At 50.1% G+C, this 14,581-nt stretch carries 11 protein-coding genes and 1 tRNA gene; 7 read left to right on the forward strand and 5 right to left on the reverse strand.

Translation table 11 applies throughout. From position 1 onward, the window contains the following. Positions 1-90: 90 nt before the first annotated feature. On the forward strand, positions 91-1,728 hold the full coding sequence (locus ACOTZD_RS06100; protein ID WP_003862446.1) for an ATP-binding protein: 1,638 nt from the start codon (positions 91-93) through the stop codon (positions 1,726-1,728). Continuing rightward, positions 1,718-2,410, forward strand: coding sequence for a response regulator (locus tag ACOTZD_RS06105; protein WP_003862448.1), 693 nt, complete (start codon positions 1,718-1,720; stop codon positions 2,408-2,410). The genes ACOTZD_RS06100 and ACOTZD_RS06105 overlap by 11 nt, the downstream gene beginning before the upstream one ends. A 93-nt stretch (positions 2,411-2,503) precedes the next feature. Here ACOTZD_RS06105 and ACOTZD_RS06110 read toward each other — a convergent pair whose 3' ends face one another. After that, positions 2,504-4,639 (reverse strand): ornithine decarboxylase, encoded by a 2,136-nt coding sequence (locus ACOTZD_RS06110; RefSeq protein WP_174401943.1) that lies wholly within the window; start codon positions 4,637-4,639, stop codon positions 2,504-2,506. A gap of 181 nt (positions 4,640-4,820) precedes the next feature. On the opposite strand from ACOTZD_RS06110, the gene ACOTZD_RS06115 reads away from it, so the two are divergent. Further along, entirely contained in the window at positions 4,821-5,534 is a 714-nt protein-coding gene (locus ACOTZD_RS06115; protein ID WP_003862452.1) for a DUF554 domain-containing protein, read from the forward strand. Positions 5,535-5,629: 95 nt separating this feature from the next. Next, a tRNA-Phe gene (locus ACOTZD_RS06120) sits at positions 5,630-5,705 on the forward strand. A gap of 628 nt (positions 5,706-6,333) precedes the next feature. Here the strand turns inward: ACOTZD_RS06120 and ACOTZD_RS06125 are convergent. Then, positions 6,334-7,752 (reverse strand): hypothetical protein, encoded by a 1,419-nt coding sequence (locus tag ACOTZD_RS06125; RefSeq protein ID WP_058671498.1) that lies wholly within the window; start codon positions 7,750-7,752, stop codon positions 6,334-6,336. Positions 7,753-8,292: 540 nt separating this feature from the next. Between ACOTZD_RS06125 and ACOTZD_RS06130 the strand changes: the two genes are divergently transcribed. Further along, a complete protein-coding gene (locus tag ACOTZD_RS06130; RefSeq protein ID WP_058671499.1) occupies positions 8,293-9,480 on the forward strand; it encodes a tyrosine-type recombinase/integrase in 1,188 nt (395 codons plus the stop codon). A 52-nt stretch (positions 9,481-9,532) separates the two neighbouring features. On the opposite strand, the gene ACOTZD_RS06135 is transcribed toward ACOTZD_RS06130, so the two are convergent. From ACOTZD_RS06135 to ACOTZD_RS06145, 3 genes are all read right to left on the reverse strand, one after another. Then, positions 9,533-9,889 (reverse strand): DUF4102 domain-containing protein, encoded by a 357-nt coding sequence (locus ACOTZD_RS06135; RefSeq protein ID WP_421636257.1) that lies wholly within the window; start codon positions 9,887-9,889, stop codon positions 9,533-9,535. Positions 9,890-9,938: 49 nt separating this feature from the next. Then, positions 9,939-11,852, reverse strand: a complete 1,914-nt coding sequence (locus tag ACOTZD_RS06140; protein WP_058671501.1) for a DUF927 domain-containing protein — start codon at positions 11,850-11,852, stop codon at positions 9,939-9,941. An 85-nt stretch (positions 11,853-11,937) separates the two neighbouring features. Then, a complete protein-coding gene (locus tag ACOTZD_RS06145) occupies positions 11,938-13,248 on the reverse strand; it encodes a tyrosine-type recombinase/integrase (protein ID WP_058671502.1) in 1,311 nt (436 codons plus the stop codon). 519 nt (positions 13,249-13,767) lie between these two features. Between ACOTZD_RS06145 and ACOTZD_RS06150 the strand changes: the two genes are divergently transcribed. Further along, positions 13,768-14,121: a hypothetical protein gene (locus tag ACOTZD_RS06150; protein WP_058671503.1), complete on the forward strand. Its 354-nt coding sequence runs from the start codon at positions 13,768-13,770 to the stop codon at positions 14,119-14,121. Further along, entirely contained in the window at positions 14,114-14,545 is a 432-nt protein-coding gene (locus ACOTZD_RS06155; RefSeq protein WP_058671504.1) for a hypothetical protein, read from the forward strand. The genes ACOTZD_RS06150 and ACOTZD_RS06155 overlap by 8 nt, the downstream gene beginning before the upstream one ends. The last annotated feature ends 36 nt before the right edge of the window (positions 14,546-14,581 follow it).

Raw genomic sequence — 14,581 nt, forward strand, 5'->3', positions numbered from 1 at the left:
GCAAGGGATCACAAGTTTTCGGCAAAGCGGGCATCCTGGCCTTAAAAGATGATATATTCAGCCGACCTGTTGATATCTCGCGTGATAGTTATGAAAGTATCGTTTCAGATCAAGCTGTTTATTTCGCTGGTCGCCTTTTTCTCAGTGCTGTTCGCATTACTGGGCGGATATTATTATGTCGATGTCGGCAGGCAGCTTTATCAGGAAATGAGCGCGCGCGCAAAAATACAGGCTGAAGAAATTGCGCTTATTCCAACCCTGCGAAAAGAAGTCGAACAAAAGGATATCCAGGGCATCCATGACTTTATGCAGAAAATAGCCGCCCGCAGCGACGCCAGTTTTATTGTGATTGGTGACAATAAGGGGCTGCATCTTTTCCACTCCGTGTTTGCCGACCGGGTAGGCAAAACGCTGGTTGGCGGAGATAACGACGAGGTATTACACGGCAAAAGTACCATCACCATCCGCAAGGGCGGGTTAGGCATTTCACTGCGCAGCAAAGCGCCCATTTTTAATGATGCCGGGCAGGTGGTGGGGATTGTTTCGGTAGGCTATCTCACAAGCTATCTGGACACCATCACCGTCAGCAAGGTGGTTAATATCCTGATTGCCGCCGTGCTGCTGCTTATCGCCCTGTTTATTTTCTCCTGGTTCTTCACCCGCAGCATCAAGAAGCAGATATTCTCTCTGGAGCCGCGCGAAATCGGCCTGCTGGTGCGCCAGCAAAAGGCGATGATGGAATCCATTTATGAAGGGGTGATTGCCATCGATGACGATCTCCGCATTGAGGTGATCAACCAGGCGGCGCGTAAATTATTAGGCTTACGCCAGCCCGCCCGCGAACTGCGGGGTCAACTCATCAGCCAGGTGATCGCGCCCGTCCCGTTCTTCAACGCGCAAACCATGCTTGCGAAAGACACCCACGATGAGATCTGTCGCTTTAACGATCTCACGGTCATTGCCAGCCGGGTGCGGATAATGCTGGAAGATGCATTGCAGGGCTGGGTGATCACCTTTCGCGATCGCAACGAGATCGACTCGCTCAGCGCCCAGCTCAGCCAGGTGAAGCGCTACGTTGATAACCTGCGCATCATGCGCCATGAACAGCTGAACCGCATGACTACGCTGTCCGGCCTGCTGCATATGGGCCGTTATGACGAGGCAATTCGCTATATACAGGCGCAGTCGGAACACGCTCAGGAGCTGCTGGACTTTATCTCGTCCCGCTTTAGCTCTCCGACGCTGTGTGGTTTGCTGCTTGGAAAGGCCGCCCGCGCGCGTGAAAAAGGCGTTGAGCTGAGTTTCGATCCGGCCTGCCGGGTGGATAAACCGTTCCTGCCGCTGCTCGAATCGGAACTTATCTCGATCATCGGGAACTTGCTGGATAACGCCATTGAAGCGACCCAGCGTGCACCGCTCCCGCATGCCCCGGTGGACGTGCTGATAAAGCTGAACGAGCAGGAACTGATTATTGAAGTCGCCGACCAGGGCGTCGGCATCACACCGGAGATCCGCGACCGGATCTTTGAGCGCGGCATCACCACCAAAACGCGCGGCGATCATGGTATTGGCCTGTATCTGATTGAAAGCTATGTCACACAGGCTGGCGGTGCAATTGAAGTTGCCGATAACACCCCACGCGGTGCCATTTTCTCACTGTTTATTCCCGCCACGGGAACGGCCCGGCACCCCGTACAGGAACTGGAAGATACCGACTATGCAACATGAACTTATCGACGTACTGATTGTTGAAGACGAGAACGAACTGGCGCAACTGCACGCGGAGCTTATCGGTAAACATCCGCGTCTGAGGCTGGTGGGGATTGCCGCGTCGCTGGCCGACGCGCAGGTACAACTGGAGAGCAAACAGCCGAAGCTGATGCTGCTGGATAACTACCTGCCGGACGGCAAAGGCATCACCCTTATCAGCAACCCGATGCTCACCCGCGCCAACTGTTCGGTGATTTTCATCACCGCCGCCAGCGATATGGACACCTGTAGCCAGGCCATTCGTAACGGCGCGTTTGACTATATCCTTAAGCCGGTCTCCTGGAAGCGGCTCAGCCAGTCGCTGGAGCGTTTTGTGCAGTTTGCCGAACAGCAGCGCGTCTGGAAGATTGTCGACCAGCAGAACGTGGATTCACTCTATCAGTTACAGGCGAAAAACTATCGTCTGGACAACGGCAGCAAAGGGATAGAGGAGAACACGCTGGCGCGGGTGCAAATGCTGTTTAACAACAAGGCGGCGCACTGTTTTACGGTGGATGAGGTGGTGAGCGAGACGGGCCTGAGTAAAACCACCACCCGGCGCTATCTGGAACACTGCGTGGAGGTGGGTTTTCTGACGGTGGAGATGCTGTACGGTAAGATTGGACATCCGAGAAGGATGTACAGGCGTAGTGCGACTTAACTCCCCTCACCCCGGCCCTCTCCCCAAAGGGGCGAGGGTGAAAAGACGGCTCCGTGCAATCCCCTCTCCCCTTTGGGGAGAGGGTGAGGGTCCCTACTTCAATACGTACCCATACAGCCGCTTAATCCCGTCCGCATCCTTCTCGCTGTAAACGCCCTGCAACTCTGGGGAGAAACCCGGCAGCATATTAATGCCCTCTTCCAGTGCCAGGAAGTAGCGCTGTACTGCTCCACCCCAGACTTCCCCCGGCACCACGCACAGCACGCCCGGCGGGTATGGCAGCGCACCTTCGGCGGCAATGCGTCCTTCGGCGTCACGAATACGCACCAGTTCGACGTTCCCGCGAATGTACTCCTGGTTGGCATCCTGGGGGTTCATCACCACGGCAGGCAGGCTCTCCTGACGGAACATCGCCTTCTGTAAATCCTTCACGTTAAAGCTGACGTAGAGATCGTGCATCTCCTGGCATAGCTGACGGATCGTATAGTCGCGGTAACGCACCGGGTATTTCTGATAGATGGTCGGAAGCACATCCGCGAGCGGTGTGTCGTCTTCAATATGCTGTTCAAACTGCCCCAGCATCGCCACCAGCTGCATCAGCTTCTCCGCGCTCTCGGCTGGCGTCAGCAGGAACAGGATGGAGTTGAGATCGCACTTCTCCGGCACAATGCCGTTCTCGCGCAGGTAGTGGGCGAGAATGGTCGCCGGAATGCCGAAATCGGTATAGTGCCCTGTTTCAGCATCAATGCCCGGCGTGGTCAACAGCAGCTTGCACGGATCGACGAAATACTGTTCACGGGCATAGCCTTCAAAACCGTGCCATTTTGCACCCGGTTCAAAACTAAAGAAGCGACGCTCGCTGGCGATAGCCTGCGTGGGGTGATCCTGCCATGGCCGACCCGCCACCACCGGTGGGATAAAGGGTTTGATCATATGGCAGTTGGCAATGATGGCCTTGCGCGCTTCAATGCCCAACTCGACACACTCCGCCCACAGCCTGCGTCCGCTTTCGCCCTCGTGGATCTTGGCGTTCACGTCCAGCGCCGCAAACAGCGGGTAAAACGGGCTGGTGGAGGCATGCAGCATGAACGCGTTGTTCAGCCGCTTGTGCGGGCAGAAGCGCGGCTGACCGCGAATATGGTTATCCTTTTTATGGATCTGCGACGTTTGTGAGAACCCGGCCTGCTGCTTGTGGACCGACTGGGTCACGAAAATTCCCGGATCGTTCTCGTTCAGTTCCAGCAGAAGCGGAGACGTTTCCGCCATCATCGGGATAAATTGCTCGTAGCCGACCCAGGCGGAGTCAAAGAGGATGTAGTCGCAAAGGTGCCCGATCTTGTCGATCACCTGACGGGCGTTGTAGATCGTGCCATCGTAGGTGCCGAGCTGAATGATCGCCAGACGGAACGGGCGCGCCTCGGCGGCTTTCTGCGGCGCGACGTCACGGATCAGTTCCCGCAGCCAGGCCTCATCAAAGCAGTGCTCATCAATCCCGCCGATAAAACCAAACGGATTACGGGCTGCCTCAAGATAGACAGGCGTTGCCCCGGCCTGGATGAGCGCCCCATGATGGTTGGACTTGTGGTTGTTACGATCGAACAGCACCAGATCGCCACGAGTCAGCAGCGCATTGGTCACCACTTTATTGGCCGCCGACGTGCCGTTCAGCACGAAGTAGGTTTTATCCGCGTTGAACACTTTCGCCGCGAACTTTTGCGCGTGCTTGGCAGAACCTTCGTGGATCAGCAAATCACCGAGCTTCACGTCGGCATTGCACATATCGGCACGAAACACGTTTTCACCGAAGAAGTCGTAGAACTGCCGCCCCGCCGGGTGTTTTTTGAAAAAGGCGCCGTGCTGGTGACCCGGACAGGCAAAGGTGCTGTTTCCCATCGCCACATACTGGCTCAGGGTGTCAAAAAAGGGTGGCAGCAGGTTCTCTTCATACCGGCAGGCGGCAGATTCCAGTTCCAGCAATTCCTGTGCTTTACCCGAGATGATCGCCGTGACACCCTCTGGCACCTCTCCTGGCTCTGTTGAGAACATAAATACCGGTAGCTGAAAGCCCGTACGCTTCAGCAACGCGAGAATGCCGCTGTAGCTTTCAACAACCGTAATGACGACTGCCGCCACATCGGTGAAATCAGTGTTATCCAGCATAACCTTTTCGCGATGCGTAGAAACTTTGGATACCAGCTCGCGGCTGACGGCAATTTTCATGGTTTTCATAGGCGCAAATACCCTCACCGAACGGTGAGACAGGAAGGAGAAAATTCGCGCAATCATGTCACCTTTTATTTTCAGGTGCAAGAAGGAATCAGTATGCGTTACGCCTCCCAAAGCTAAGCGTAATCAGGGACGAACGTGCCATAATGATGCAATGCCAGTGCTTAAATAACAGGAGTTAAACGTGGTAATTGGACCCTTTATCAATGCGGGAGCCGTATTGCTGGGCGGTGTACTTGGGGCAGTATTAAGCCAGCGGTTGCCGGAGCGTATTCGCGTCTCCATGCCCTCCATTTTTGGCCTGGCGTCGTTAGGGATTGGTATCCTTTTAGTGGTGAAATGCGCCAACCTGCCGGTGATGGTACTGGCGACGCTGCTCGGCGCGCTGATCGGCGAATTTTGCTATCTGGAAAAGGGCATCAATCACGCGGTAGGCAAAGCCAAAAATCTGATTGCCCGACCGGGCAAGGCGAAGCACGGCACGCACGAGTCGTTTATTCAGAACTACGTTGCGATCATTATTCTGTTCTGCGCCAGCGGCACGGGGATATTCGGTTCGATGCAGGAAGGGATGACCGGCGATCCCAGCATATTGATTGCGAAAGCGTTTCTGGATTTCTTTACTGCCACCATCTTTGCCACCACCCTCGGCATCGCCGTCGCCGCGATTTGCGTGCCGATGTTGCTTATTCAACTGGCGCTGGCCACCTGCGCCACGCTGATCCTGCCGCTGACAACACCAGCGATGATGGCAGACTTTACCGCCGTCGGCGGCCTGTTGCTGCTGGCGACAGGGCTGCGAATCTGTGGCATTAAGATGTTTGCAGTGGTGAACATGCTCCCTGCCCTCCTGCTCGCGATGCCGCTATCCGCGCTCTGGACGCACTTTTTCGCTTAAGTTTGCGACGAAATGGTGAGAGAGTGTGCAGTCTGCACCGAAAGCAACAAATTTCGTTGACGCCGGAGGGAGGATCGGGTTTAATGCGCCCCGTTGCCCGGATAGCTCAGTCGGTAGAGCAGGGGATTGAAAATCCCCGTGTCCTTGGTTCGATTCCGAGTCCGGGCACCACTATTCATAAGGCCTCGCTGAAAAGCGGGGCTTTTTCCTTTTCTGGCTACGGTAGATTTCTGGTCGTTGCATCTCGTTATTAGTTTGCTGGATTTCTCGCCATTTTCTCAGATATTCGTTACTTTTACACACCTCAACACCCTCTGATGTGTCTCTTCCTTACCCCACTGCTACGGTCTTTCTACGGTCCTCTACGGTTCCTTTCTCTAAGATTATTCATAATGAAGCAGAGAATACGGGGGAAATGGGGGATTTCATAATTTACTTTATTTAACAACAAATTACCTTCCATTACCCCCGGGGGAAGACCGGGGAGACTCCTCTTCAGGCAAGGGGGAAGACCGGGGAGACTCCTCTTCAGGCAAGGGGGAAGAACTCAGCGTTATCAACTCCCCTTGTCAGTCGGGTGTTTCCACCATCTACTCCACCTGTAATATTCCTGTTTTTCACCTTATGATTCTTCGCATCAGCAAAATCCCCCGCTTTCCACGTCATTAAAAAATGACTCAGCCCCATCGGAATTCCTTACCTGAACATAAACTTTGAACTGTAATACTTACATTAAACAATGTGTATTACCGATTTAAAATAGCCATAACCCAGCCCCTTTATAAGGGGCTAGATTTTGTTAGAAAATAATATTACTTATATCAGAAATAGCATTCAAAGATCCTCTATAGTCGCTCCCTGTTTTAGGAAGAATGTAAGAGTATCTGGAATCACCATTATATACTAACTTCCAATGCTTACCTTCCTCAGACAACTCAAACCCAAGTTCCTTAAGCTGCCTTGACGTTGCCTTATCCATACTCCTGTAGCCATTAAGTGCTCTTTTCAAATGAGTTTGACGCGAATTTGCTTCCATAGTTTGAGGGTTATTGGAAATTAAAGAAGATAATATATGATTACTTCGACTACCCTCTTTCGTATTCACAATAGCAACCTTCAGTGCTTCTATTATTACATCTTTGATCTCACCATTGAAAAAGTCAGTTTCTTCCCCTGCATTCATTACTATACTTCCTTGAGCTGAAGCTTGTGATTGAAGCATTCGAACACGATATTCTAAAGATAATATATTACTTTTGAGTTCTTCTATTGTTTCATCTTTTGCAACATTATCGGCCTCATACAAACCCATCAATTCACTTGTGTATTCACCTCTAATCTTAAGTGTATTAATAGAATCCTTAGTTCTTCTTTTTTGTATTTCACTCCATCCCCCCTCAGAGACGGGAGCCATTGTAGATGTGGCTTTTACGACATCATCAAATAATTCATCTTCAAACTCCTTCGCTGTTTTCTCACCCCGACGGTAAAAGGAGATATTTTGTCCTCGCGGCCAGTAAATTCCGACTGCACCTGCGTAAGCATTTTTAGAATTTGTCTCATTTTTTAGTTTTATTGAAAACATTTTCTCACGAGGTTCAATTAGAACATGAGCTATGCCACACACTTTTCTTGCTAATCGCTCAGGAATAATGTTATGAGGATGTTCATTGTAAAAATATTTCGAACTGACATAGATTATTGGCAGCCTGTTTTCAGTTTCTCCATTGATAACTTTTGCCGCCAACTTTAAATGCTCTTCAGAATTCGAAAGGTAATCAGGTTCTATTGATGTTTTGAAGGCATCATCCAAACCACCAGAAAATTTATCTATCAACCTAATTACTATCAAAGGTTTTTTAGGTTGAGGTGCTAAATACGCAGCCTCCTGACTAACCACACTTGATTCAACTTGGATCCATACCGTATTATTTATTAAGTTCTTATTTATAGATATATCAGTTACCCATTTGTGTGGTTCGGAAATTTTAGAATATCTGAAGCAACCTAACCGAACATCTTGGTTGCCATGAGTAATTACATCAATCCTTTCATTACTTGACTCTACATAAAAATCTTCACTAAGATAGTCACACGCCAATTGTGCAGGTATAAAGTTTGTGTGTGGTGATTCATGAATCCAAGAAAAGCACTCATTGAATACATCGTCAAATAAAACATCATTCGAAACATAGAAACCAGTGGAGAAAAACTTCATTGACATTGTCCCTTTGATATGAGGTTACCTTAAGAAGATAATGAAAATTAAATTTAAAATCAACCCACAAGCCCTCCCTTCCCAAAAAAAAACAACTATATCAACTGAGATAGGGGGGTCAGAACAAAGACGATGTATTCCACATAATCATGAAATAAACCTACAACACCAAAATTAAAAAATGTAGCCCTATAAAAAACAACACCTACTAAATTAATGATTAATCATTAATGCAGAAGCATGCTCTCAAAATAAGCACATACTCTCCAATAAGGTATTTCTGGATAATGTCGCCCATACATGTAATTAAAATCAACCAAAGCACATATTATTTTTTTGAATACATCCCCCACCGGTATTTTTTCCATTAAGACCAGAAACAGACCGTAACACCTATTTTTGCGGCATTTCTCGCCTTTAATCATCTCATGTAACACCAGCATCCCCTTCGCCACGCTAGAAAATCAACTTAGCCATTTACAACGCCGTGCCGGGGATGGGTCAACCCTGACGTTCTTTACACCAGTCACAGGAGGTAATATGTCCACTCCCAAACGCTTCCGTTTTACTAATCAGCTCATTAAATCCCTGCCCCCTAACACATCAGAGGCACGCAGCACCGATGCCGAATACAGCGACACCGAGATTTCCGGCCTCAAGTGTCTGGTCAGCAGAAGAGAAGGTCGTAAAAAGTTTTTGCTCCGCTACCTCTATCATGGACGAAAACGCGCCATCGCCATTGGTCACTGGCCTGAAGTGGATGTCACCCTTGCCCGTCAGATTGCCATAGAGCATAAACGTTCCCTTGCCACCGGCACAGACCCTAAGCAGGAGCGTGAAAACAAGAGAAAGGAGCTGACGTTCGATGAACTCTTTAATCAGCATTATCTGCCATGGGCAAAATCTGCTAAACGTAGCTGGGGAAAGGATGTTCAGCGCTACCGGGATCATATCCGTCCCGCCATTGGTCAGAGGCTGCTGAGCGATATCACACCAGCCAGCATTCTCCGCCTCCAGCAGACGTTAAGTACTTCTCTGTCAGCGGCTACCTGTAATCGTGTCATCGTACTGATTAAAGCGGTGTTTACATGGGCTGGAAGGCAAAGCATGACCGCTGTTCATCCTGCCAGGGTGGTACAGCTTCTCAGGGAAAACAACGCCCGACAACGCTATTTCACCGAGGACGAAATACGTCGTATTTTTCTCTCCGCCGATAACGATACCAGCCCCGTCGCGGCCCGCTATGTCAAACTGCTGTTATTGACCGGCCTTCGCCGCGATGAGCTGCGTCTGGCAAAGTGGGAGCATGTTGACCCGGTTAAACACACTCTGTGGCTCCCGGAAACCAAGAATGGCTATGGACGGATTGTTCACCTTAACTCACTGGCGATGGACGTAATCAGAACGCTGCCAACACAGCGTGGAAATCCGTGGTTGTTTATCGGTAAAAAACAAGGAATGCCGCTGAATAACCCCGTTAAAGCCTTTCAGCGTATCGTTCGTCGGGCGGGAATTTTCGACCAGGAAGTGTGTATTCATACCTGCCGCCATTCGGTTGCCGCCCTCATCGTGTCCTACGGCGGAACACTGTATGACGTTCAGGCTCAACTGGGGCACCGCAGCAGTCAGTCTTCACAACGTTATGCGCATCTTCACCCTCAGCGCTTACAGAACACCAGTCAGCTTCTGGCGGAGCGAATCACCGCTCAGTTACCTTCCTTGCGATAACAAAAAAAGCAGAGGCAAATGCCCCTGCTTTTTTTTACTGTTAAGCTATCAGTCAGAACGGGATATTCTCATAATCTTCATCCGGCCCCCGGTGATCATCAAATCTGTTATAGAGTTCACGTGCTCGTTCACGCGCGACGTTAACGGACATACGTGGAAATGTGCCGAGGAGTTCATAATAGCAGGCCCCTTGAAGCGTATAACGAGCCAGGAATTTAATCTTACCGTTGGCAATGACGGCCCGGAGCGCCGGCTCACTGCCATCGAAGATTTCACGAGAGATGCGGTGATACAGGCACTCCGCCAGTGTGTTAATCAGAGCGAAATCATTGAATGACGTGTTTTCTTCATTTTCGCTGCTGATAGCGTGAGGAAAGCCCTCATAGTACTCGTCTGATTCAGGAACCATACATCACCTTTTATTCGTTGTGGTTCAGTCAAAATGGTTATATTCAGGGTTAAAATTCGGTCATCACATTGCATTTCAGAAACGCTTTTTTGACCTGGTAGTAAGACTGCGCCATCGTCTTCAGCGCTCTTTTTTTATAGTGACCCGCACTTTCGCCAGACAGATAACCGGTACGCTCTAACGGTCTGGCCACATCAACAGTCTTAAGCCCCTTTTCAGAGCAGAGCTTTTCAAACACCGATTCATAAATCAGGAAGTCGCCGGTTTTATGGTGAACGAATCCCCACATATCCCCCGGGCATCGTGCATGGTCCTCACGCAGGGTGATAAAGTGCCTGCTGCTTTTTGTCACCAGCGTCAGCTGAAGCTCCTCCAGCATGTTACGCACCGGGTTATACTGATTCTGGTTATCATCCAGCCAGCGTCGTGCAGCGAACATAACGGATTCAGCCACCGCATCGCTTTCGAAAGGTAAAAGCCCGTATTTCAGCGCCTTCTCTCCTGCCAGCCATACCAGCGCAAACCTTTTCAGTCCACGTCGCTGAACGCGGGTAATATCACGCCCTTCATCCCTCAGGGCCTCTTCCAGTGCGTTACAGCACGCATCTGTCTGTTCCTGGAGCCAGGATGAAAACTCTGCGTAAGTGCGAAGACCGCCAGCCGCATTTTTTTCGGATAACAGTTTGCCGATAAATGCAGGCCCGGCATGACCATAAGCCTCTGCCAGCCCCGTCTTCAGTGCATCTGCACGGGCACGTGTTTCTGATACCGGTTCATCCGGTTTTTGAGCATCCTCAGGCAGCAGTTCCATACTGATGGCCCTGTGCTCCTGCCCTCCCTGTAGCACGGCTTTCTGTTCAGCCAGCTTTTCGGAGATTGACATCTCCCCGGTGGAGAGAATAAACATGCGCCATTTAAATGGCTCATCTGCTGTCAGGCCACGGGTCAGGCGCTCTTTTGCCGTACCTGACGTAATGTTGTAAAGCAGTGAGGAAAGTTGCTTATGATTACTCGCGCCCAGTTCATCGACGCAGGCGACCAGACCGGAATAGTCAGCGAGAAGGCGCTCCATCGCGTTCGGCGTGGTATTCCAGCGAATAATATTCACTTGTCCCCCACTGCCCGGCTCGCTGCCATCACCATGAACCGATGCGCCCAGCATCAGAAGAAGCGTTTTACCCGTCGTGGATACGCCGTGGAAATGAAACATGCCCACATCCATACCGGCAGGAACCAGAAGCATCGAAGCAAAGGACGCACTCAGCGCAAAGGTCTGCGCCCAGCCATGGACATTTTCCCGGATGAGGTTAATCCACTCCTCCAGAGCCCCACCTTTGTGCAGTCCGGGACGCACGCGGAATCCCGGCAGCAGATAATCAAACCCGGTCAGAGAGGTCACAACAGGCTCATGACCATGTAAAAAGGCCATATCCTCCGAAACGAATCCCATTGCATCTGCCATCAGATAGACAGGCAGCGGTAAACTCCGGCAGCACTGAATAAAACGGTCAAAAAGAGCAAGCTGCTGTGGAGAGGGGCCAACACAAAATCCACGACCTGCCAGTCTGCCCATAACCTGAGCACCACTCTGAACAATATCCTCAAAGCTCACCTGGGCCTTAACATACTTACCCAGCCCGTTACCGGTCATCAGGCTGATCCCAAGACCGGACGCCTTATCTTTTCCACAAAACAGGGCGACAGGCACAACTGGCGTGGTGCAAACCTGCACAGGTTTCTGTCCACCGATGTAGAAAAGGCCATTAGCCGTATTCACATAATGCCGTGGCAGCCCATCACCAGTACCGAGTGAAGCAATATCATCTTCACCGACCTCAGTGTTTTCAGCGCGCCTGATAATTGCTTCCGACATTTTGTTGAAATTTTTATCGCGGTCAGCAAAAGCGCGAATACGCTTAACCCCGGAAACCTTCGGAACATTGGTTGTTACTTTTTTATTCATGTGTATTACCATCAAATTACGCCACCGTCAGAAAACGGGTGGCATCAGAACCATAGTTAAAAACCATACCGTTGAGTGAAGGTTGTTACCCCATCGCCCGGTTAACGACTTCGTGGTAACGCGCAGGGCTCGAATGAACATATATTTCGGTTACTTTGATAGTGCTGTGACCGAGTAAGTCTTTGATGGTGTGAATGTCGGCCCCGCTCTCAATAAGCTTTGTCGCAAAGGTATGGCGCATCTCATGGATGGTGAACGGAGGAATACCCGCAGCCTCACAAAGCCGTTTTTGCAGGCGACGCGGCTCAGAAACCGGATTGTCGGTCCCCTTGCCCGGAAATACCCAGCCTTCATCCCCCAGATGCTGACGCTGTTCTGTCAGAAGAACGAAAGCCTTATCACATACCGGTACACGGCGGAGTTTGCCGTTTTTGGTATGGCGCAGGGTGATAACCTTCCGGCTCCAGTCCACATCCTCAAGGCGAAGATGACGGGTTTCCCCCAGACGCAGTCCCGTCAGGGCAAGGAACATGAGCAGAGCAAGGGCTTCATGATCGGGTTTACCATTACGCCAGCGCTCACAGACTTCCATCCAGCGCTGAAGCTGGGAGTCATCCATGGCGCGGCGATCTGACGTCACTTCAGGCAGCGCTTTGATATAAAGCGCCGGAGAGCGGCTGGTGTATCCCATGCGTATAGCCCAGGTAAACACCGCTTTAATGAGCGCCAGATGGCGGTTGCGGGTGGCAGGCTTGAGATCGAGATTATGCAGATAGCTCAGAATATCTGCCTCCGTCATACCTGCCAGCTTTTTGTCACCGAGAAGAGGGCGCAGGTATTTACGGATCTTAGAAAGATCGGTGTTAGCTGAACGCTTAACGCCCGTGCTGAGTACGCTTTTCTCATACTCATCCACAAGCTCATTAAACGTCATTTTACTGTGAGTAAGAAAACGCTCACCATAAGTCTCAACGGAAGCCTTAAGCTCCTGAATTATTTTAAAGGCATGCTCCCTTGCGTTATTAATGGAAAATTCAGGGTAACTTCCTACGGAAACGTAAACATTCTTTCCGCGAATACTTTTGCGTACAATAAACTTAATGCGTCCGGACGAATGGAATATAGCCTTAAGCCCGGTACATTTTGTATCGCTGGCTTCGATAGTCCGGCCGGTTTGTACTGCACGGGCTTTACACTCATCAAAATAAGCTTTAGTGAATGCCTCTCTTTGATTCTTTGGGCTGCGATGTCGGGTCATCGATTCAACACAGCAATTATCGACGTCAACGCTGTTTTTCATGTTTTGCGCTGACTCACAAAAGCGATCATCCACAGAATCAACATCATTCCGTTTCATTGCCTGCGTTATTTGGTTTAAAGAACTATCGGGTTTCATAATGCATACATCTCGCTCAATTAATACAGATTAAGGGTATTGAGTTAGATGCTGGCCAGCACATGGAGCGAATAGTATTGGCAGAAATACTGAAGTGCAAATCACCGGCTCTGACATTTTGGTGAGAAAAACACGCGTTAAAGAGGCCTGTTTGCCCCCTTAATCTCCTGAAAGTGCCACTCCCCCACTTTCAGGCTTAAACGTCGTTTCTCCCCATAAATAATATCGATTATGGGGTGTTGATTATTTTTTAAACTATTTAAGGCGTTTTGTGATTGAGAAAATAAGTAAGAAAATCAATAGCAATTGTGCACAAGCCTTCTCTCATTTTCAGTTAAAACAGCACATACTAGTTTCTTTATGAAATGCTGATAATCAAACAAAATCAGGATTTAGTGCCAGACAATCACTAAATTTAAATCCATAAACACCAGAAAAATTATAACACACGCAATAATGTAACTGAGACTCATTCAAAAACATATTATCAATATGAATCAATTAGTTATGGAGATAATCATGTTTAAGCTTACTACCCCCACCAGTCTTCCTCTCCTCAACCTGCCCGCCTCCGCGCTGGAAGCCCTCAGCAATGAAATCCTTGGTCCCGTCGATGATTTCGACCTGTTTACCGATTTCTGGAATGAAACGGGAACCCTGCTCTGGCATCTCAACCACGATGACACGCTCCCCGAAGACCCGCTGCTGGCAGTGGCGCTGGCTAACCCGGAATACGTCACCGCGCTTGATGATGGCTGGTATCTCCTGCTCGGTATCGTCTGCGATAACGGACAGGGCATCTATCTGGTGTTCCCGGACACGACCGTTATCAATGAGCTACATAATCTGATTGAGGCGCTGAACCATGAGTAAGAAAAAAGGCGCTACCGAAGCCGCTGTCACCGAAAGCTATACCGTGTTCTACAGCGGGGAAGCAGAGAAAATCAGCCCCCACAGTAAGGGCCTGCTGACGTATGAGCTGGGTAAGGAGGATGAAACCGGAAGCCTTGCCCTACGCTTAAGCGCCAATGGCGAAGGGGGTCTGTTTTCCCGTGAATGGATAGCGCTTGATGCGATTCACGCCATTCTGGAACAGCAGCAAGACAGCTTTCCGTCCCGTGTATTCCGCCCGCTGTTTGGTCAGGGCAGCACCAACAACGCCGGGTTTCTTGCCGCTGTACTGAGAAGCCCGGATATCTGTCTTATCGAAGCGGACAGCAGCAGGCTCTTTATGCACCGCTGCTACGCCGACTGGCCGCATCGTCTGACGCAGCTTGCCGTGCTCAGCCAGGACTAACCCCGCTTTTTCTGTGTTCCGTTAAACCAAAATCAG

Origin of the sequence: Enterobacter cloacae complex sp. SHL022, assembly GCF_049237785.1 — a bacterium.
GTDB lineage: Bacteria > Pseudomonadota > Gammaproteobacteria > Enterobacterales > Enterobacteriaceae > Enterobacter > Enterobacter hormaechei_C.

What these genes read in the sequence shown, in the direction of transcription:
- ACOTZD_RS06110 (WP_174401943.1), bottom strand. Translation starts at nt 4,639, where the DNA reads ATGAAAACCATGAAAATTGCCGTCAGCCGCGAGCTGGTATCCAAAGTT.
- ACOTZD_RS06130 (WP_058671499.1), top strand. Translation starts at nt 8,293, where the DNA reads ATGTCCACTCCCAAACGCTTCCGTTTTACTAATCAGCTCATTAAATCC.
- ACOTZD_RS06150 (WP_058671503.1), top strand. Translation starts at nt 13,768, where the DNA reads ATGTTTAAGCTTACTACCCCCACCAGTCTTCCTCTCCTCAACCTGCCC.
- ACOTZD_RS06145 (WP_058671502.1), bottom strand. Translation starts at nt 13,248, where the DNA reads ATGAAACCCGATAGTTCTTTAAACCAAATAACGCAGGCAATGAAACGG.
- ACOTZD_RS06140 (WP_058671501.1), bottom strand. Translation starts at nt 11,852, where the DNA reads ATGAATAAAAAAGTAACAACCAATGTTCCGAAGGTTTCCGGGGTTAAG.
- ACOTZD_RS06135 (WP_421636257.1), bottom strand. Translation starts at nt 9,889, where the DNA reads ATGGTTCCTGAATCAGACGAGTACTATGAGGGCTTTCCTCACGCTATC.
- ACOTZD_RS06105 (WP_003862448.1), top strand. Translation starts at nt 1,718, where the DNA reads ATGCAACATGAACTTATCGACGTACTGATTGTTGAAGACGAGAACGAA.
- ACOTZD_RS06155 (WP_058671504.1), top strand. Translation starts at nt 14,114, where the DNA reads ATGAGTAAGAAAAAAGGCGCTACCGAAGCCGCTGTCACCGAAAGCTAT.
- ACOTZD_RS06100 (WP_003862446.1), top strand. Translation starts at nt 91, where the DNA reads ATGAAAGTATCGTTTCAGATCAAGCTGTTTATTTCGCTGGTCGCCTTT.
- ACOTZD_RS06125 (WP_058671498.1), bottom strand. Translation starts at nt 7,752, where the DNA reads ATGAAGTTTTTCTCCACTGGTTTCTATGTTTCGAATGATGTTTTATTT.